13 protein-coding genes are annotated in these 20,058 nt (G+C 64.8%); 2 read left to right on the top strand and 11 right to left on the bottom strand.

Annotation, left to right across the window (positions count from 1 at the left end; all coding sequences use genetic code 11):
- Window positions 1-8: 8 nt before the first annotated feature.
- A complete protein-coding gene (locus tag L5G33_RS14765; protein ID WP_236998950.1) occupies window positions 9-1,136 on the bottom strand; it encodes a DNA polymerase IV in 1,128 nt (375 codons plus the stop codon).
- A 124-nt stretch (window positions 1,137-1,260) separates the two neighbouring features.
- Here L5G33_RS14765 and L5G33_RS14760 point away from each other — a divergent pair, with 124 nt between their 5' ends.
- Window positions 1,261-2,256: an alpha/beta hydrolase gene (locus L5G33_RS14760; protein ID WP_372476921.1), complete on the top strand. Its 996-nt coding sequence runs from the start codon at window positions 1,261-1,263 to the stop codon at window positions 2,254-2,256.
- 36 nt (window positions 2,257-2,292) lie between these two features.
- Complete coding sequence (locus L5G33_RS14755) at window positions 2,293-2,739, top strand: SRPBCC domain-containing protein (protein WP_236998948.1); 447 nt, start codon at window positions 2,293-2,295, stop codon at window positions 2,737-2,739.
- A gap of 168 nt (window positions 2,740-2,907) precedes the next feature.
- Here L5G33_RS14755 and L5G33_RS14750 read toward each other — a convergent pair whose 3' ends face one another.
- The 10 genes from L5G33_RS14750 to L5G33_RS14705 form a co-directional block, all read right to left on the bottom strand.
- On the bottom strand, window positions 2,908-6,864 hold the full coding sequence (locus tag L5G33_RS14750) for a DNA-directed RNA polymerase subunit beta' (RefSeq protein ID WP_236998947.1): 3,957 nt from the start codon (window positions 6,862-6,864) through the stop codon (window positions 2,908-2,910).
- Window positions 6,865-6,999: 135 nt separating this feature from the next.
- On the bottom strand, window positions 7,000-10,500 hold the full coding sequence (gene rpoB / locus L5G33_RS14745; RefSeq protein WP_236998946.1) for a DNA-directed RNA polymerase subunit beta: 3,501 nt from the start codon (window positions 10,498-10,500) through the stop codon (window positions 7,000-7,002).
- A gap of 363 nt (window positions 10,501-10,863) precedes the next feature.
- Window positions 10,864-11,643: a hypothetical protein gene (locus tag L5G33_RS14740; protein WP_236998945.1), complete on the bottom strand. Its 780-nt coding sequence runs from the start codon at window positions 11,641-11,643 to the stop codon at window positions 10,864-10,866.
- Window positions 11,643-12,521, bottom strand: a complete 879-nt coding sequence (locus tag L5G33_RS14735) for a hypothetical protein (protein WP_236998944.1) — start codon at window positions 12,519-12,521, stop codon at window positions 11,643-11,645. Before L5G33_RS14735 ends, L5G33_RS14740 begins: the two co-directional genes overlap by 1 nt.
- 178 nt (window positions 12,522-12,699) lie before the next feature.
- Complete coding sequence (locus L5G33_RS14730) at window positions 12,700-13,941, bottom strand: MCE family protein (protein WP_236998943.1); 1,242 nt, start codon at window positions 13,939-13,941, stop codon at window positions 12,700-12,702.
- Entirely contained in the window at window positions 13,938-15,305 is a 1,368-nt protein-coding gene (locus tag L5G33_RS14725; protein ID WP_236998942.1) for an MCE family protein, read from the bottom strand. Before L5G33_RS14725 ends, L5G33_RS14730 begins: the two co-directional genes overlap by 4 nt.
- Window positions 15,305-16,549, bottom strand: coding sequence for an MCE family protein (locus tag L5G33_RS14720; RefSeq protein WP_236999161.1), 1,245 nt, complete (start codon window positions 16,547-16,549; stop codon window positions 15,305-15,307). The genes L5G33_RS14725 and L5G33_RS14720 overlap by 1 nt, the downstream gene beginning before the upstream one ends.
- Window positions 16,549-17,658: an MCE family protein gene (locus tag L5G33_RS14715; RefSeq protein WP_372476913.1), complete on the bottom strand. Its 1,110-nt coding sequence runs from the start codon at window positions 17,656-17,658 to the stop codon at window positions 16,549-16,551. Before L5G33_RS14715 ends, L5G33_RS14720 begins: the two co-directional genes overlap by 1 nt.
- Entirely contained in the window at window positions 17,655-18,743 is a 1,089-nt protein-coding gene (locus tag L5G33_RS14710; RefSeq protein ID WP_236998940.1) for an MCE family protein, read from the bottom strand. The genes L5G33_RS14715 and L5G33_RS14710 overlap by 4 nt, the downstream gene beginning before the upstream one ends.
- Complete coding sequence (locus L5G33_RS14705; RefSeq protein WP_236998939.1) at window positions 18,740-20,053, bottom strand: MCE family protein; 1,314 nt, start codon at window positions 20,051-20,053, stop codon at window positions 18,740-18,742. The genes L5G33_RS14710 and L5G33_RS14705 overlap by 4 nt, the downstream gene beginning before the upstream one ends.
- Between the last annotated feature and the right edge of the window lie 5 nt (window positions 20,054-20,058).

The following is a 20,058-nucleotide window of genomic DNA, read 5'->3' as shown; positions in this document are numbered from 1 at the left end:
AGCGCGCGCTACACGTCTTCCAATTCCAACCGGACGGCCAGCAGACGAACAGGCCTGTCGAGTTCGAAGGCATCGACCAGACTGTCGACGACGGGGATGATCTCGGCGTACTCGACAGTCGGCTCGGCGAGCCTGCGCATCTTCGTCCGCGTGTAGAAGGTCGACGTGCGAACGGTGAGCCCGACACGGAACGGCAGGCGCTGCTCGGCGACGGCGTGCGCGAGCACCTCACGGGTCAAATCGGCCGCCGCGTCACGGACTTCTTCCCGATCGGTGAGATCTCTCGGATAGGTGCGTGACCGCGAGTGGGACTTCGCGATCCACGGCGCGGTCGCGATCGCGTCGTCGCCTCCTCCCCGACACAGGACGTACAGCCAATTTCCTTGACTCGGGCCGAACATCGAAATCAGATCCTCGAGCGGTACCGTCTGCAGTTGCTCGACGGTGTCGACACCGTGATCGGCGAGCCGAGCCGCAGTCCTCGGACCGACGCTCCACAGATCGCGGCAGGATCGCGGCCCCATGAGTTGAGGCCAGTTCCCGTCGTCGAGCACAAAGATCCGGTCGGCGGCAGGCGCGTCAGGGCGACGGACCGCAGCCTTCGCGAACCCCGCGGCCATCTTCGCTCGCTGCTTGTTGTCGGAGACCCCGAGACAGCACTCGAGACCGGTCTCGTCGAGTACCGCGACCCGGAGCCGGTCGGCGAACTCGACGACCTCCGCCGCGGTCAGCATCGGCGTCGCGTCACGCGGCTCGACGCCGAGGTACGCCTCGTCGAATCCCCACACTTCCACGAGACTGCCCTGTGCCCGGACGACGTCCATGACCCGCTCGGAGACGTCGGTGTAGTACGCCATGTCGAGCGGCAGGAAGACGGCGTCGGGGCTCTTGCGTCTGGCGGCGGGAAGTGGAAGGCCTGCACGCGCACCGTCGACCCGAGCCTCGTACGACGCGCACGTCACCACCTGCCGCGGACGGGACGGATCACCGTCTCCGCCGACGATGACCCGGACACCGACGAGATCGGGCCGACGCAATCGCTCCGCCGCCACCTGGAACTGGTCCACGTCGATGTGCAGCAGCCAACGGAACCGCGTCGGCGGCTGCTGCTGCGCTCGATCGACGCGCTCGGCCACGACCTCCACTGTAGAAGGCAGGAGCACGCATCGATACCACAACGAACGAGTAACGCGGATCGGCACTCGACGGTGCCACCGCTACTCTCGGGTCGTGACTGAATTGCGTGCGAGGACGACGCGCATGCCTGCGTCCGCGCCCGCGCCGACACGTCGCCGCCGTACCAGGCGAACCGTTCTCGTGGCCGTCGTCTTCGCGTTGCTCGCCGCATCGGCTCCAGGACTGCCCACGGCTGCCGCGGCAGCACGGATCGTCGGTGTGCAACGGCTCAGCCCGCAAGTGGATCTGGTCTCGGTGTACTCGCCATCGATGCACCGGGTGGTCCGCAACCACGTGCTGCATCCGGTCGGCAAGCCTGCCGGACTGCCGTCCTTCTACATGCTCCCCGGCGCGGGCGGCGCCGAGGACGGCATCTCCTGGTACCACAGCGGCGGCGCCCGAGCGTTCTTCGCACACAAACGCGTCAACGTCGTCCTGCCGATCGGCGGGAAGTTCTCCATGTGGACCGACTGGAACACGAACGACCCGGTTCTCGGGCACAACAAGTGGGAGACCTACATCAACCGGGAACTCCCGCCGGTGATCGACGCCGCCTACCGCACCAGCCGCGTGAACGCCCTGTCGGGAGTCTCCATGACGGCGGGCCCGGCCCTGGACATCGTGACGCACGCGCCGTCACGATGGCGTGCCGTCGCCTCCTACAGCGGTTGCCCCGGCGCCACCGATCCGCTGGGGCTGCTCGCGAACACGGCCGTCGTCGCCCGAGGAGGCGGGAACGTCGTCAACATGTGGGGGCCGCCCGGAAGCCCGCAGTGGCGGCACCACGATCCGGTGGTCAACGCAGGCAAGCTCCGTGGCAAGACCATCTATCTGTCCGCCGGGTCGGGAGTAGCGGGGCCGGTTGATGGCAGCCTCCTACGCAACGGCGGCGGACTCGTCGGCGGCAACGTGATCGAACGCGTCGCCCTGAGCTGCACGACGAACATGGCGAACCGACTCGCGGGTCTACACATCCCACACCGCTTCGTCCACCGCCCCGACGGCGTACACACGTGGGGCCTGTTCTACGCCGACCTCCGTGACTCCTGGCCGATGATCGCTCGCGCCATCGGCGCCTGACAGACGCATTTCTGCAACGTGTTCTACAGTTGCGGGATGAGCCTAGTCACCGACAACAGCATCGAGATCGACGCACCTGCCGACGTGGTCTGGAGCGTGCTCACCGACTTCGACGCCTACCACGAATGGAATCCCTTCCAGCTGGACTGCTCGACGACGCTGACTCCGGGTGCGCCGATCGACATGAAGGTCGACCTCGGCCCCCGACCGCCGATGCGTCAACGCGAGTTCATCGACGAGGTGGACGAGGATGGGCGATGGTTCACCTACCGGATGAAGCCCGCTCCGTTCAGGTTGATCACCAGCCTGCGCCGCCAGAGCGTCGTCGATCTCGGCGACGGGCGGTCGCGCTACGACTCGCACTTCGAGATAAACGGACCGTTGTCCGTGGTCGTCAAGGCCCTGATGGGCAGGGAGCTCGTCGCCAAGTTCACGAAGACCACCGAAGCCGTCGGCAGACGGGCCGCCGAACTGGCCCCCTAAGTCTCAGCGAAGGCCTCCGCAGAAACTCAGTGCTGCCCGTTTGTGCTCAGGGCAGCGCCCTTGTGCTCAGGGTCTGACCCTGCGCACAAAGCCGCGCCCTGGGCACGACCAGCAGCGACGAGGAAGGCCCCCACCTCGCGGTGGGGGCCTTCCTCGTTGTCTGTCGCGCTAGCGGAAGTCGCTACCGAAACCGTAGTCGTCCAGCGGGACGGCGGCACCACTCGGCGCACCGAACGGGCTGTCCGGGCTGTAGTAGGTGTCGTCGTACGTGGGCAGCGCGTACGCGGCGGCACGGGCTTCCTCGGTCGGCTGGACCTGGATGTTCCGGTAACGGTCGATACCGGTACCGGCCGGGATCAGCTTACCGATGATCACGTTCTCCTTGAGGCCGACGAGCTTGTCGCTGCGGCTGTTGATGGCCGCATCGGTCAGGACTCGCGTGGTCTCCTGGAACGACGCCGCCGACAGCCACGAATCCGTGGCGAGCGACGCCTTGGTGATGCCCATCAAGACCGGACGGCCGGCAGCCGGCTCCCCGCCCTCGGCGACGACCGACCTGTTGGCCGCCTCGAACTCGGCGCGCTCGGTCAACGAACCCGGCAGGAACTCGGTCGCACCGGAGTCGATGATCGTCACGCGACGCAGCATCTGGCGGACGATGGTCTCGACGTGCTTGTCGTGGATCGACACACCCTGGCTCCGGTACACCTCCTGGACCTCGTTGACGAGGTGGATCTGCACCTGGCGCGGACCCATCACACGCAGCACCTCGTGCGGATCGGCAGCACCCTCCATGAGCTGCTGACCGACCTCGACGTGGTCACCGTCGGTCAGGAGACGCTCGGTGCCGTCCTCGTGCTTGAAGACGCGCATGCGCTGACGCTTCGAGATCTTGTCGTACACGACCTCTTCGCTGCCGTCGTCCGGGACGATCGTGATCTTGTAGAAGCGATCATCGTCCTCGATGGAGACGCGGCCGGACACCTCGGCGATCGGAGCCTTGCCCTTCGGGACACGTGCTTCGAACAGCTCGGTGACACGCGGCAGACCACCCGTGATGTCGTCGCCGACACCACCCTGGTGGAACGTACGCATCGTCAGCTGGGTACCGGGCTCGCCGATCGACTGGGCAGCGATGATACCGACGGCCTCGCCGATGTCGACGAGCTTGCCGGTGGCCATCGAACGGCCGTAGCAGTGGGCACAGACGCCGGTGCCGGTCGCACAGGTGAGGACCGAACGGACCTTCACCTCGGTGACACCCGCGGCGAGGAGAGCCTCGATCGCGGGATCACCCAGGTCGTGGCCCTTCTTGATGACGACGTTGCCGTCGGCGTCGAGCGCGTCCACCGCGAGCGTACGAGCGTACGCCGAGGTCTCCACGTGAGCGTCGCGAATGAGTGCGCCGTCGCTCTGTCGCTCCGCGAGCGGCACGTTGATGCCGCGCTCGGTGCCACAATCCTCTTCGCGGACGATGACGTCCTGCGAAACGTCCACCAGACGACGGGTCAGGTAACCCGAGTCGGCGGTACGCAGAGCCGTGTCGGCCAGACCCTTACGAGCACCGTGCGTGTTGATGAAGTACTCGGCGACCGTCAGTCCCTCACGGAACGACGACTTGATCGGACGCGGGATGAACTCACCCTTCGGGTTCGTCACCAGGCCCTTCATGCCCGACAGGTTACGAACCTGCGTCATGTTGCCGGTGGCGCCCGACTTCGGGATCATCGTGATCGGGTTGTCGTCCGGGTAGTAGTCCTCGAGAGCCTTACCGACTTCCTCGGTGGCCTGCTTCCAGATCTCGACCAGTGCGTCGCGACGCTCTTCGGTGGTCAGACCACCGCGCTGGTACTTGCGCTCCAGCCCGTCGGCCCGCTCCTCGTAACGCTCCAGGATCTCGGCCTTGGCGGGCGGAACCAGAACGTCCGACATCGAGACGGTGACGCCTGACCGGGTCGCCCAGTAGAAGCCGACGTCCTTCATCTTGTCGACGGTCTGCGCGACGACGATCATCGGGTAGCGCTCAGCGAGATCGTTGATGATCACGGCCTGACGCTTCTTCGGCATCTGCTCGTCGATGAACGGGTAGTCGTGCGGAAGCAGCTCGTTGAACAGCACACGGCCCAAGGTGGTCGTGGTCTCCCACGCCATGCCCTTACGCCAGCCATCGGCGAACAGCTCGGCCTCAACGTCCGCGGGCGGACGCTGATCGGTCAGACGCACCTTGATCGACGCCTGGATGCTCAGCGAGCCGCGATCAACGGCCATCTGCGCCTCGGCGGGGCTCGAGAAGACACCGCGCTCGACGTCGTCGCCGGTCGCGCCGGTGTACTCGCCCTTCTCACCCGGCTTCTGAGTGGTCAGGTAGTACAGACCGGTCACCATGTCCAGACGCGGCATGGCGAGCGGGCGGCCCGATGCAGGCGAGAGGATGTTGTTGCTCGAGAGCATCAGGATGCGAGCCTCGGCCTGCGCCTCCGCCGACAGCGGGAGGTGCACGGCCATCTGGTCACCGTCGAAGTCGGCGTTGAACGCTTCACAGACGAGCGGGTGCAGTTGGATGGCCTTGCCCTCGACGAGCTGCGGCTCAAACGCCTGGATACCGAGACGGTGCAGGGTCGGAGCACGGTTCAGCAGCACGGGGTGCTCGGCGATGACCTCTTCGAGGACGTCCCACACGGCGGGGCGCTGACGCTCCACCATGCGCTTGGCCGACTTGATGTTCTGCGCCTGGTTCAGGTCGACGAGACGCTTCATCACGAACGGCTTGAACAGCTCAAGAGCCATCAGCTTCGGCAGGCCGCATTGGTGCAGCTTGAGCTGCGGACCGACGACGATGACGCTACGGCCCGAGTAGTCGACGCGCTTGCCGAGCAGGTTCTGACGGAAACGACCCTGCTTGCCCTTGAGCAGATCGGACAGCGACTTGAGCGGACGGTTGCCCGGTCCGGTGACCGGACGACCGCGACGGCCGTTGTCGAACAGTGCGTCAACCGACTCCTGAAGCATGCGCTTCTCGTTGTTGACGATGATCTCGGGCGCACCGAGATCGATCAGTCGCTTGAGACGGTTGTTGCGGTTGATGACGCGGCGGTACAGATCGTTCAGGTCCGACGTAGCGAATCGGCCACCGTCGAGCTGGACCATCGGACGCAGCTCCGGCGGGATCACCGGGACGGCTTCGAGGACCATGCCCTTGGGCTCATTGCCCGAACGCTGGAACGCAGCGACGACCTTCAGTCGCTTGAGCGCACGCAGCTTCTTCTGGCCCTTGCCGCTGCGAATGGTCTCGCGCAGCGATTCGGCTTCCGCGTCGATGTCGAAGGTCTCGAGGAGCTTCTTGATCGCCTCGGCGCCCATCGCACCGGTGAAGTACTCGCCGAAGCGGTCCTCCAGTTCCCGGTAGAGACGCTCGTCGATGATGAGCTCGCCCGGGGCCAGCTTGGTGAACTTGTCCCAGATCTCGTCGAGAGCCTCGACCTCGCGGTTGGCGTGGTCGCGCATGCGCTTGAGCTCGCGCTCACCGCCGTCACGGACCTTGCGCTTCGCGTCGGCCTTCGCGCCCTCCGCCTCGAGCTCGGCCAGGTCGGCTTCGAGCTTGGTCTGTCGCTCGGCAAGCGCGGCTTCGAGATCATCCATGATCGCCTTGCGCTCGACGCCCATCTCGGCCTCACGGGTCGAGAGCTCCGCGTGACGAAGCTCGTCGTCGACCGACGTGATCACGTAGGCGGCGAAGTAGATGATCTTCTCGAGATCCTTCGGCGCCAGGTCGAGCAGGTAGCCCAGACGGCTCGGCACACCCTTGAAGTACCAGATGTGCGTGACCGGTGCAGCCAGCTCGATGTGGCCCATGCGCTCGCGGCGCACCTTGGCCTTGGTCACCTCGACGCCGCAGCGCTCACAGATGATGCCCTTGAAGCGCACGCGCTTGTACTTGCCGCAGTAGCACTCCCAGTCGCGGGTCGGACCGAAGATCTTCTCGCAGAAGAGCCCGTCCTTCTCCGGCTTCAGGGTGCGGTAGTTGATGGTCTCCGGCTTCTTGACCTCACCGTACGACCAGTTGTGGATATCGTCGGCCGTCGCAAGACCGATCTTCAGTTCATCGAAAAAGTTTACGTCGAGCAATCTATTGCCCTTCCTCAGAAAGCTAAGCAGCCCTAAAAGCGTCGAGGTCTAAGTCGTGTTGTCGGGGGCGGCCCCGTCCCGTGAACCGCTGGTCGGACCAGGGTCCACGGGGGGACGGAGCTCCCCGTGCGTGGGTCAGTTCGCGAGATCGTCGACCGTGGCGTTCTCGTTGCGCGAGAGGTTGATACCCAGGTTCGCGGCGGCGCGCTCGAGGTCTTCGTCATCGCTGTCGGCCATCTCGATGGCTGCACCGTCCGACGACAACACCTCCACGTTGAGGCAGAGCGACTGAAGCTCCTTGAGCAGGACCTTGAACGACTCGGGGATACCCGGCTCCGGGATGTTCTCGCCCTTGACGATCGCCTCGTAGACCTTCACGCGGCCGACGACGTCGTCCGACTTGATGGTCAACAATTCCTGCAGGGTGTAGGCGGCGCCGTACGCCTGCATCGCCCAGCACTCCATCTCACCGAAGCGCTGGCCACCGAACTGCGCCTTACCACCGAGCGGCTGCTGCGTGATCATCGAGTACGGACCGGTCGAACGCGCGTGGATCTTGTCGTCGACCAGGTGGTGCAGCTTGATGATGTACATGTAGCCGACCGCGACCGGGTACGGGAACGGCTCGCCGGAACGACCGTCGAACAGCGTCGCCTTGCCGTCCGGGCCGACCATGACGTCGCCGTCACGGTTCGGCAGGGTCGAGCCGAGCAGACCGGCCAACTCGTCGTCCTTGGCACCGTCGAACACCGGAGTCGCGGTGTTCGTGTTCGGCTCGGCCGAGACCATGTCGGCGGGCAGGCGCTTGGCCCACTCCTCTTCGAGCTGCGCGGTGTCGATGTTCCAGCCGGCCTTGGCGACCCAGCCGAGGTGGGTCTCCAAGATCTGGCCGATGTTCATACGACGCGGAACACCGTGGGTGTTCAGGATGATGTCGACCGGTGTGCCGTCGGGCAGGAACGGCATGTCCTCCTGCGGCAGGATCTTGCCGATGACGCCCTTGTTGCCGTGGCGGCCTGCGAGCTTGTCGCCGTCCTGGATCTTGCGCTTCTGCGCGACGTAGACGCGGACCAGCTCGTTGACACCCGGAGCGAGGTCGTCGTCGTCGTCACGGCTGAAGACTCGGACGCCGATGACCTTGCCGGTTTCGCCGTGCGGCACCTTCAACGAGGTGTCACGCACTTCGCGCGCCTTCTCACCGAAGATCGCGCGGAGCAGACGCTCTTCCGGGGTCAGCTCGGTCTCGCCCTTCGGGGTGACCTTGCCGACCAGCACGTCGCCGTCGCGGACCTCGGCACCGATGCGCACGATTCCGCGCTCGTCGAGGTCCGCGAGGACCTCGTCGGAGACGTTCGGGATGTCACGAGTGATCTCCTCGGCACCGAGCTTGGTGTCGCGGGCATCGATCTCGTGCTCCTCGATGTGAATCGAGGTGAGCGTGTCCTCTTCGACGAGGCGCTGGCTCAGAATGATCGCGTCCTCGTAGTTGTGACCCTCCCACGGCATGATCGCCACGAGCAGGTTCTTGCCGAGCGCCATCTCACCCTGGTCGGTGCACGGGCCGTCGGCGAGAACCTGACCGGCCTCGACACGCTGTCCCTCGTCGACGATCGGCACCTGGTTGGCGCACGTGCCGTGGTTGCTCCGCTCGAACTTGCGCAGGCGGTAGCTGTCCCGGGTGCCGTCGTCGGCCATCACGGTGATGTAGTCGGCCGAGACCTCTTCGATGACACCGGTCTTGCCGGTGACGATGACATCGCCGGCATCGACCGCGGCACGCAACTCCATGCCGGTGCCGACCAGCGGCGACTCGCTCTGGACCAGCGGCACAGCCTGGCGCTGCATGTTCGCGCCCATCAGGGCACGGTTGGCGTCGTCGTGCTCGAGGAACGGGATCATCGCGGTCGCGACCGACACCATCTGGCGCGGCGAGACGTCGATGTACTGGACCTGCGAAGCCGGAACGAACTCGACCTCGGCGCCCTTGATGCGGACCAGGACGCGCTCGTCGGTGATGGTGCCGTCGGCGTCGTAGTTCGTGTTCGCCTGACCGATGAGGTAACGATCCTCCTCGTCGGCGGTCATGTACTCGATCTGGTCGGAGACCTTGCCGTCGATGACCTTGCGGTACGGCGTCTCGATGAAGCCGAACGGGTTGACGCGGGCGTACACCGACAGCGAACCGATCAGGCCGATGTTCGGTCCTTCTGGCGTCTCGATCGGGCACATGCGGCCGTAGTGCGACGGGTGGACGTCACGGACTTCCAGGCCGGCACGCTCACGCGACAGACCACCCGGGCCGAGCGCCGAGAGACGACGCTTGTGCGTCAGACCCGACAGTGGGTTGTTCTGGTCCATGAACTGCGAGAGCTGGCTGGTCCCGAAGAACTCCTTGATCGCCGCCACGACGGGACGGATGTTGATCAGAGTCTGCGGAGTGATCGCCTCGGCGTCCTGCGTGGTCATGCGCTCGCGGACGACGCGCTCCATGCGGGACAGGCCGACCCGGATCTGATTCTGGATCAGCTCGCCGACGGTGCGCAGGCGACGGTTGCCGAAGTGGTCGATGTCGTCGACCTCGACGGGCACCGGGACACCGCCGGGAACGGTCATCTCGCTGGTGACGTTCGGGTCGGCCTCGTGCAGGCGCACCAGGTACTCGACGGTCGCGATGATGTCCTCGCGGGTCAGCACCGACTCACCGAACATCGGGGTCGCGGTGAGACCGAGCTTCTTGTTGATCTTGTAGCGACCGACACGTGCCAGGTCGTAGCGCTTGTCCTTGAAGAACAGGTTCTCCAAGAGACTCTCGGCCGACTCCTTGGTCGGCGGCTCTCCCGGACGCAGCTTGCGGTAGACCTCAAGGAGGGCTTCGTCCTGGTTGCCGGTCGAGTCCTTCTCCAGCGTCGACATGAGGATCTCGGAGAAGCCGAAGCGCTCGGTGATCTCTTCGCGCGTCATGCCGAGCGCCTGCAGCAGCACGGTGACGGGCTGACGGCGCTTGCGGTCGATGCGGACACCGACGGTGTCGCGCTTGTCGACGTCGAACTCGAGCCACGCGCCGCGGCCCGGGATCACCTTGACCGAGTGCAGCGTCTTCTCGGTGGCCTTGTCGATGGTGGCGTCGAAGTACACGCCGGGGCTACGGACCAGCTGGCTCACCACGACACGCTCGGTGCCGTTGATGATGAAGCTGCCCTTGTCGGTCATGATCGGGAAGTCGCCCATGAAGACGGTCTGCGACTTGATCTCGCCGGTGTTGTTGTTGATGAACTCGGCGGTGACGAACAGCGGAGCCGCGTACGTCATGTCCTTGTCTTTGCACTCGTCGACCGAGGCCTTGACCTCGTCGAAGTGCGGATCAGAGAAGGACAGGGACATCGAGGACGAGAAGTCCTCGATGGGCGACAGTTCGCGGAGGACATCCTCGAGTCCGCCGACCGGGTTCTCTTCACCGCGGGCGGTCGCCTTAGCGCGCCACTCGGGCGTTCCGACGAGCCAGTCGAACGAGTCGAGCTGGACGTCCAGCAGACCCGGAACCTCCAGTGGCTCGTCGATCTTGGCGAATGAAGCGCGGTGCGGCGCTCCCGGGATAATACCCGCAGTGGTTGAGGTGGACTGGCGGTCGAGAGCCAAGATGCGTCCTTCCAACACGAAGTTTCTCGGTGCATGGCATGTAGCCGTTGGCCGTGGGGCCGCTGCGAGGCGAATCGACCTGATGAGCAGCGAATTCCCACGGCGGGCACCGAGGTGACCGGAAGGGCATCGAACAGCGAACAGGAGGCAGCCAGCGCAACGTCCAACTGTATCAGAAGAGGAGCGGGATTTGTCAACCCCGAGTAGAACCAGATCGCCGGGCTGCCACCTGAGCTGATCGGTTTGGTGACTACAGTGACCCGCGAAGAGCCGGTTCGTCAAGAGAACGCGCGGATCGGCCATGAAATTTCATGACTGATCCGCGCGCTGTCAGCGAACGACGGACATACGTCCACGCGGTGTCTACGGATCGAGGAACTGGTCGACCAGCCACTCGTCGCCGTCGCGGACCAGGACGATCCCCGTCTTCGGCTTGTTCGACTCGACCAGCGCGCCGTCGCGGGTGGTGTCGATTTGGAGGGCGGCCAGGACGGTCGCGTGATCGTGCGACAGATCCATCAGGCCGACCGTCTCGACTCGACAGTCCGACGACGACTTGGTCTGTTCGATGATCGACCGGTTCGTCTTGAGATTCGCCTGGAACTGTTCGCGCGCGGTGCCGCTCAGCTTGCTCTGGGCCTCGGTGAGCCAGTAGTCGAGGTTCTGGTACTTGTACTGGAACGGTGCACACGCTGCCGATCGTGCTTGCGACAGCACCTTCTCCGACGCCTCCTGGTCGACGAACGCCTTGTTGTCGGTCACATCGGCTCCCGGGTGGAACGCGAAGACAGCCGCGATCGCGCCGAGGAGCACCGCGACTGCGCCGAGGACCGCCGCGAGTCGGTACGTTCCGCGTGTGTCGCGGACCCCGGGTTCGACGTCGGTCATCGAACGTTCGCGTTCGGCGACCTCGCGTTCGGCTTCGACCAGACGACGCTTGCGGTCGACGCCGGACTCGGCACCCTGCGGCTTGCGAAGGCTGACGGAGCGCGCCGTCTCCTCGGCCTGCGAGACCGGCTCCGCCGTGCCGGCGGGCCCCTTGGACTGCTTGCGCTCCCGCGCGGTCTGCGACAGTTCGACGCGGGCCGTCGAACGGCCTGCGACCTTGCGTGTACGACGCTGGTTCGGGCGTTCGGCCGCCATCAGTTGCCGCCTTCCTGCTGCTGTTCGGTGCCCTGCTGCTGTTCACCGGTGGCAGGCTCTGCCGTGTCGTCGTAGTAGGTGATGTCGGTAAGCGGCACGATCTTGTCGACCTTCCACGTGTCGTCGACCTTGACCACCGACAGCAACGACGACTGGGCCTGCGGCTGGTTCGGGGCCTCCGACGTGGCCGCCTGGCTCAGCACGAAGACCGTCGCCGTGTCCTCGTCCGGGTTGAATTCGGTGGTCGCGCTGCGAATGATGCTCGCCTTGATCGTCAGCTTCCGGTCCTTGGCGGCTTCGATCTGCTTGACCGCACCACCGCTGGTCTCGTCGATCGCCTGCTTCAACGCGTCACCGGTCAACGACGACTTCATCCGCTTCTGCCAGACGTCGACACCCTTGTCATCGACGGTGAGGATGTTCAGCATCGCCTGTTCGGCTGCGTCGACGACGTGGACGCGCATCTGCTCACGGTTGGCATCGACGGTGTACGCCCTGATGCCGGTGTAGCCGAAGTAGCCGACGCACACGATGGCTGCTACGAGCGCGGTGACCGCCACTGCGAGAGCCATCGAGGCCGCCCAGTGGCGTCCACCGTCCGTCTCGCCGGAGTCAGAGTCGGTGTCGTCGGAGTCGGTGTCGTCGGAGTCGGTGTCGTCAGAGTCCGTCTCGCCGGAGTCGGTGTCGTCAGAGTCGGTGTCGTCGGAGTCGGTCTCGTCGTCCGAATCGACCGGGCCCTGAGACGCGCCGGTCTCGTCGACTCCTGCCACGTCGGCTCCGGTCTCATCGACTCCTGCCTCGTCGCTGCCGTCCAGGCTGGTCTCATCGCTCACCGATTCGTCCACCGAATCCGGCTCGCGGGTCTCATCAGAATTCATCGAGCGCCACTGTACCTATCGAATGTCACGGCACGCTGTGTGCCGGTTGGAGGATGTTCCGACTCGCTCCGCCCGCTCTACCAGCGACAAGGCGAAGCTCGGGACGACTAGCGCCCGCGGGCGTCTACGGCTCCGCGGGCGCGATCGCATCCTTCACCGCATCGTCACTGACTGCACGTCATTTGGCGTGCACGCCCATCAGTGTCGCCAGCTGCGTGGCGATCGGATTGAGGTTGAGCTTGTCCGGGTCGGCCTTGGGCTTGTTGTCCCACGGCTGAACGAAATCCGGGTTCGACAGTGCAGCACGGTCGGCGCTGCGTACGCCCGTCGGGTTGCCGACCGGGACGTCGCAGCCCGCCTCCGTGTTCAACGGGAAGTCGTCGTAGTTGACGTCGAAGTCCGGGTTGCGCTTCTTCATCTCGGCGATGAGCTTGTCGGTGCTCTCGTAGCCACTGGTACAGCTCGGCGGGTTGTCCGTCTCCAGCACGATGCCGAAGTGGATCTGACCGTCTCCCGGTGCGGGGGTGTGGCTGCCCGCAGACAGCGCCGACAGCATCGCGAACGTCGCGCCGGTCGCGAACGACGTCGGCGAGATCGTGTCGACCGTCCGCCCCAACTGGTGAATCAGCTTCGTGGTGTCGTCGCCGTTCGAATCCAGGAAGTGCGACAGGGTCGTCGCCGCACGCGGTCCGTCGGTCAAGATCCGCCGGATCGCCGGGTCCGAGCCTGCCAGCGTCGCTGCGACCTTGTCGATGTTCTTCGACCACGCCAGGATCTCGTCGGACTGCTCGGCTTGCGTCCCGAGGACGACGTTGGAGTCGTCGATCAACGAGATCGTGTCGTCGAGGTTCTCCACACCCGTCTTGGACAGCTTGTCGAGCGAGTCGATAAGCCGGGTCAGGTTCTCGCCCTGCCCGTTGAACGCCTGCCCTAGTTCGGTGACGACGGTGTGCAGATCATCCACCGGGACCGTGTCAGTCAACGTGATCGCGTCGGAGATGACCTCCTGCAGCTTCGGCGGAAGGCTGTAGTCGGTGATCACCGACCCGTCCTTGAGGTACGGGCCGTCGTCGTTCGGCGGCTGCAGATCGACGAATTGCTCGCCGATCGCCGACCGGTTGGCCACTACGGCCTTCGACGACGCCGGAATCTTGGGCCCGTCCGACCGGAGGTCGAGCTGGATCTTCATCCCGTCGGTCGTCAGTTCCATGTCGCCGACCAGGCCGACGGGAACGCCGCGGTAGGTCACTTCCGCGTTTGGGAACACGCCGCCCGAGTCCTCGGCTTCGATCGTCACCTGGTAGATCGACAGACCGACCATCTGGTCCAATCGTGCGTACTTGCCGCCGACGTAGACCACCGCGAGGGCGCCGACGACGGCGAAGACGATCAACTGGATCTTGACTATCCGGCTCGTCATCGGTCCTCCCCGGTCATCATCGAGATCGGTGCGTCGAGGAAGCTGGTCTCAGAAGAGGTGACCGAGTACTGGTTCTTCGGCTTCTTCTTCGAAGTCCCCGTACTGTTCGAAGCCCCCGTGCTGTTCGAAGTCCCCGTGCTCTTCTTCTTCGTCGTCGTCGAGCCTGCTGCCGGATACCGGCCGCCAGACGGCGGAGTGTTGGGCCCCGGACGCGAGTTCAACGGCGGCGGCAGCAGCGAGATGGTCGGCCATCCCCACCGCGGCCCGTTCCCGTTGATGTACGGGTTGTTCGGGTTGACCTTCGGCGGATTGACCTTCGGCGGGCTGTACTTCGGCGTGCCCTGACCGACGCCCAATGCCTCCAGCTGGTTCAGCAGTCGCAGGTCGAGCGTCATGAACAGGTTGGTCGAATCACCCTGGACGGCCGGCAGCAGGTCATCGGGGAACGGATGCGTCAACATCAACGGCATCGCGGTGACCGCGTCCTGCGCGGACTTCGACAGCTCGGTCAAGATCGGTCGAAGCGCCTTGAGGTCGGTGATGATCGCGTCGTGCGCCTTGCCGAGAACGTCGGTACCGACGTCGCCGAGCTCGTCGAGCTTGGTCAGCAAGTCGACGAACTGCGGACGTTGCTCCTCGAGCACCTGGACGCCTGCGGGCAGTTCGTCGAGGATGCGCTCGATCTGATCGGTCTGGTTGTTGGCGCGAGCCGACAGGCGATCGACACCGTCGATCGCACGGATGATGTCGTCGCGCTGCGCGTTGAGACCCGAGATCAACGTCTCCGTCTGGCGGAGCAGCGACGCGAAGCGACCGGGATTGTCGCCGACCGACTCGTTGATTGCCGTGATGATCGGTTCCAGCTGGTTGATCCCGCCACCGTTGAGCAGCATCGACAGCGCGCCGAGAAGCTGCTCAATGTCCGTCGTCGTCGACGTACGTGAGGTCTTGATGATCTGCGACTCGGGTTGCCGAGCCGTCGTCGACGCGTCGTCCGGGTCGCTGAGTGCGACGAACTTCTCGCCGAGCAGGTTGGTCTGCTGGATGGAGGCCTTCGCCTTCGCCGACAAGTCCACATTGTTGCGGACCTTGACCGTCACCAACGCGTCCCACGAATTCTCGGGGACTTCGACCTTCACGACGCGACCGACCGGGATGCCGTCCATCTTGACCATCGACTGCGGGACCAGGTCCAGGATGTCCGCGAACTCGATCTTGTACTCGCGCGGATTGTCGCCGACGTCGACGCCGCCGGGCAACGGCAGCGACTGGAATCCCGAACACGCCGACGCCAGCGCGACGACGACCGCCATCACTGCGCCGACCGCGGATGCGCGGGCACGCCTATTGAGCGTCACCTTCATCACTTGCCTCCGGGGAGTCGCGGATCCGGGTTACCGGAGTTGGTGCCCGGTGCGGGCTCCTTCTGCAGCTTCTTCGCGCTGAGGATGCCGAACGGGAGGATCGGCAGCATCGGCTCGAGCACGCCGTCGGTGACCTGCTTGCCGATCTTCTTGCAGTTGTCGACGAGCGGAGCCAATTTCTTGCTGAAATCGATGGCGAGCGGGTTGCCCGGCATCAGGTTCTTCAGGTCGAGGAATCGGCAGCCCGCACTCAACGGGTCCTGCAGGTCCGGCAGGTTCAGGCGCATCGCCAGCGTGCCCGACTCTGCGTCGTACGCGTTGATCAGGTTCGAGATCGTGACCGGGAGAACGGTGAAGATCTCGAGCAGGTGCTCCTTGTTGTCCAGGAGCGCCTGTCCGGTCGGGTGCAGCCCTCGGATCGCGTCGCCGATGCGGTCGTTGTTGTCGGCGACGAACGTCGCGACATCACCAAGCGCGTACGACAAGGAATCGAGTGCTGTGCCGAGCTGGTTGCGTTCTCCGGCCAGGAACGTGTTGAACGACGCCATCTGCGTGTTGAACTGCCGCACCTGGGAGTCGTTCTCGCGAAGCGCTCCGACGAAGACGTTCAAGTTCTTGATGGTCGACGCCAGGTCGCCGCGGCCGTCGGACAGCGTGGTCGCCGCCTTCGAGAGATTGGTGAGCGCCTTGCCGAGCTTCGCGCCGTTGCCGTCGAGGTTGTCGGCCGCGGTCTCGACGAAGTCGGTGACCGCGCCGTTCTTGTTAGCGCCTTCGGGGCCCAGCGACTTCGACAGCTTCTGCAAGTTGGCGTAGATCGCGTCGATCTCGACGGGCACATGGGTCTCGTCGGTGGTGAGCGTGACGTCGCTGCCCACCTTCTCGCCACCGGAGTAGGCGGGAGCCAGCTGGACGTACCGGTCGGCGACGATCGACGGGATGATCTGCATCGCCTGAACGCCTTCGGGCAGGTCGATGCCCCGGTTGACGCGCATCTCGACGTCGACGACGTCGCCGCGCGGCGTCACCTCCGTCACCTTGCCGACGTCGACGCCGAGAACGCGCACGTCGCTGCCCTTGTAGATGCCCACCGCGCTCGTGAACGTCGCGTTCACCTTGGTGGTCCCGACCAGCGTCGACGCCCACCATCCGGCAGCCCCGACAATCAGGAGCAGGACCAGGCCGAGCGCACCGAACACGATGTTCCGTCGGCTGAAGACACCGGACTTCTCGTCAGCGGCGGTCATCATCCGGCCTCCGTTCCACCGTTGTTCAACTGCTTGTTCATATTGGGCAGTCGCGTCGTGTTCTGCTGCGGCAGCGAGGGCGGCAGCAGGTTGGTGACGGTCGACTCGAACCAACGTCCGTTACCGAGCACGTTCGCGTACAGGCGGTAGAACGGCGCCATGTAAGTGATCGTGTCGCGAAGGTTCTTGTTCTGGTCGGTCAGCAGATCGGTCACGCCCTTGAGCGACTCCAGAGCGGGCGCGAGTTGCTCTTCGTTGTCCCGGACGATCCCGGTCAACGCCTTGCTCAACGTCGTCGTGCTGGCGAGCAGAGCCGAGATGTCGTCTTGACGCTTGTTCAGCTCCTTCAGCAGGGTGCCCGCGCCCGCGATCAGCCGGGTGAACTCCTCGTTGCGATCGGCGAGGATCTTCGACGAGTTCTTCGTCGCCTGGAGCAATCGCTGCACTTCCTGATCGCGGCTGGCGATCGTGTTCGACAGGCGCGCGATGCCGTCGAGCGACGGCCCGATGTCACCGGCGGTCCCGGAGAAGGCGTTCGACATCGTCCGCAGCGACTTCGCGACCTGGTCCGTGTCGACGTGCTCGATCTGGTCGGCCGCGTCGCCGAACGCTTCGATGACGTCGTACGGGGAGACCGTGTCGGTGAACGGGACATCCGGATCGGCGAGTTCGCTGCCGCGCGGGTTCAACGCGAGGTACTTCTGGCCGAGAACTGTCTTGATCTGGATGGACGCCTGCGTCTGGTCGCCGATCCACGTGTTGTTCGCACGGAAGTCGACGTTCACCTTGTCACCGTCGAGCGAGACCTTGGTGACCTCGCCGACCTTGACACCCGCGACGCGGACCTCGTTGCCGGACTTGAGCCCGGCGGCTTCGGAGAAGACGGCCGTGTACTGGGGGCCCGCACCGAGCAGAGGCAGGTCCTTCAGGTAGAACGACGACACCGACACCATGATCAGGATCAGCAAGCCGATCGCACCGATGCTCATCGGGCTGCGACGGCCGGCGAACCTTCTGCTCTTCTTGGGTTCTGTCGGCAGATCGCCCGAATCGTTCGGGCCCTGGGGGTTGTTCGGTCCTTGGGAGTTCGGATCTTGCGTCATTGTCACTCCCCCGGTCGCTTGTTGTCTTTCCAGCACCTGGTGGCAGCGCTGGTGTACAGAACGTGGTTGATGTCCGGCAGTCCGACCGCGGGCTGGGTGAGCAGGGTCGACTTACCGTTGCCCGCGACGACGTCGATACCGCACAGGTAGAACTGGAACCACGATCCGAAGGTCGCGGCGCGGCCGATCTTCTGCAGTTTGACCGGCAGATTGGTCAGCGCCTTCTTGAGGTCGTCGTCGCGCGAGTTCAACTGGTCCGACAGCGACTTGATCCCGGCGATGTCGCCTTGGATGGCCGGACGCGACTTACTCAGGATGGAGCCGGTCACCGTCGTGAGGTTCGACACCGAGCTGACGGCCGAGCCGATCGAATCGCGCTGCGCGGCGAGTCCGGTGACGAGCTTCTCGGTGTTCACCAGGAGGCTGGTGAACTCCTTGTCGTTGCGGTTCACGGTGTCCAGAACCTTCGTCAGGTTGGTGATCATGTCGCCGATCACCTGGTCCTTGTCGGCTAGTGCGTTCGTCAACTCGGACGTCTGGCTGACCAACTGGCTGATCGTGGTGTCCATGTCGCCTTGGAAGACCTTGATGATGGTCTCGGCGAGTTTGTCGATGTCCTGCGGTTCGATCTGCTTGAACAGCGGCTTGAACCCGTTGAACAGTTCGGTCAGGTTGACCGCGGGATGGGTGTCGTCGATCTTCGGGTCGGTGCCGAACGTGTAGTCCTTGCCGACGGTCTCGTTCGCTTCACCGGCGCCCTTCTCCAACGCCACGTAGCGCAGGCCGGTCAGGTTCCGGTAGCGGATGTACACATTGGTGCTCGACGGGAGCGTATCTCGGTCGACGTTGAACGTGACGAGGGCCTTGTTCCGGTCGGTGATCTCGACGCTCTCGACCTGTCCGACGCGGACGCCTGCGATGCGGACGTCGTCGCCCGGGTTGAGCATCGCCGCATCGGAGAAGACGGCTTTGAACCCGGTGCGGCCGCCGCCGCCCGCGTTGGCGATCGTCAGACCGAGCATCGCGGTGGCGATGACGGTCACGACTGCGAAGATGACCAGCTTGATCAGCGGTCCTGCGAGTCCTCTCACTTGATCGTCATCTCCGTTCCTTGCGCGGCTCCGCCGCCGATGTAGGTGATCCACGTCGGCACCTGCGACGGATCCACTCCGGTCGACGAGCCGTACACGATCTTCATCTGCTTGGCGTAGTCGGCGTCGGACACCGTTCCCGCCGGCGTAGCGCTGAACTGCGGCTGCGGCAGCTCGGGCCAGGTGGTCGGCCCCGCGTTGCGCGAGGGCGGCTGGTAGGAGCCGTCCGGCACGCCGCCGCCCGGGTACTGCGGGAACGGACGACCGTCAGTCGGCGGTTCGTAGCAGCGGGCAGGCGGATCTTCCCAGAACATGCGGGGCTCGTCCTGGTTCGGGAGGTAGCGGCCACGCGGATTCACGAACTGGAGGTTGACGCGGACACCGGGATTGTCGGTGCCCTTGCCGACGATCTTCTCCGACTCCGGGATGAGCGTCGCGAAGTTCTTGAACATGCACGTGAACGTCGGGGACTGCTTGGCGATCTTGGTCAGGAACGGCTCCGACTCTATCGTCAGGTCCAACATGTCACGTCGGTTCGTCTTCAGGAACGCTGTGGTGTCGGTCGCGGCGACGCCGACCGTCGAGATCAACGAGCGCAGATCTCCCTGACGCTCGACGATCGTGTTGCCGGTCGTCCGGAGCGAGTCGAGTGCGTCGATCACGTCCGGGAGGGCCTCAGAATAGGTGTCCGAGAACGAAGCGAGCCCGCGCAGAGTGCCCTGCAGGTCGTCCATGTGCGCGTTGACGCGGGTGAAGATGGTGTTCAGCCGGTCGATGGTCTGACCCAACTGTTTGCCCTTGCCGCCGATCGCCTGCGAGATCGAGGTCAGGGTGACGTTCAAGTCCTGCGGCGGGATGGCTTCGAGCACCGGCATCAGCGAGTCGAAGAGATCCTCGACCTCGGCCGAACTGCCACGCGGATCGGTCTTGATCATGTCGCCGTCGTGCAACTGCCCCTTGCCGCCGACCGGCACCGTCAGTGAGACGTACCGTTCGCCGAACAATGTCTTGGGGAGCACGCGGCCGGTCGTCTCGGCGTTGAGGTCCGCCATCTTGTCCGGTTCCACACCGAGTTGGACGGTCACTTTGCCGCCGGACTCCACGTGCACTTCGCGGACGGTACCGATGATCACACCGCGCGCTTTGACGTCGGAGTCCACGGACAGCGCGTTGCCGGCGTCGTCGGTCTTCAGGGTGATGGTGGAGACGTCGTCGAACGTTCCGCGGAACTTCAGGATCGACGTCGCGAGCAGTCCGATCACCACGACGAAGAAGAGCAGGCCGAGCAGCCTGCGTTTAGCAGTCGCCACGTTTG

Origin of the sequence: Gordonia liuliyuniae, from assembly GCF_021738805.1 — a bacterium.
Lineage (GTDB): Bacteria > Actinomycetota > Actinomycetes > Mycobacteriales > Mycobacteriaceae > Gordonia > Gordonia liuliyuniae.
The sequence above is the reverse complement of the archived record's forward strand: the minus strand, read 5'-3'. Positions and strand labels throughout refer to the sequence as shown.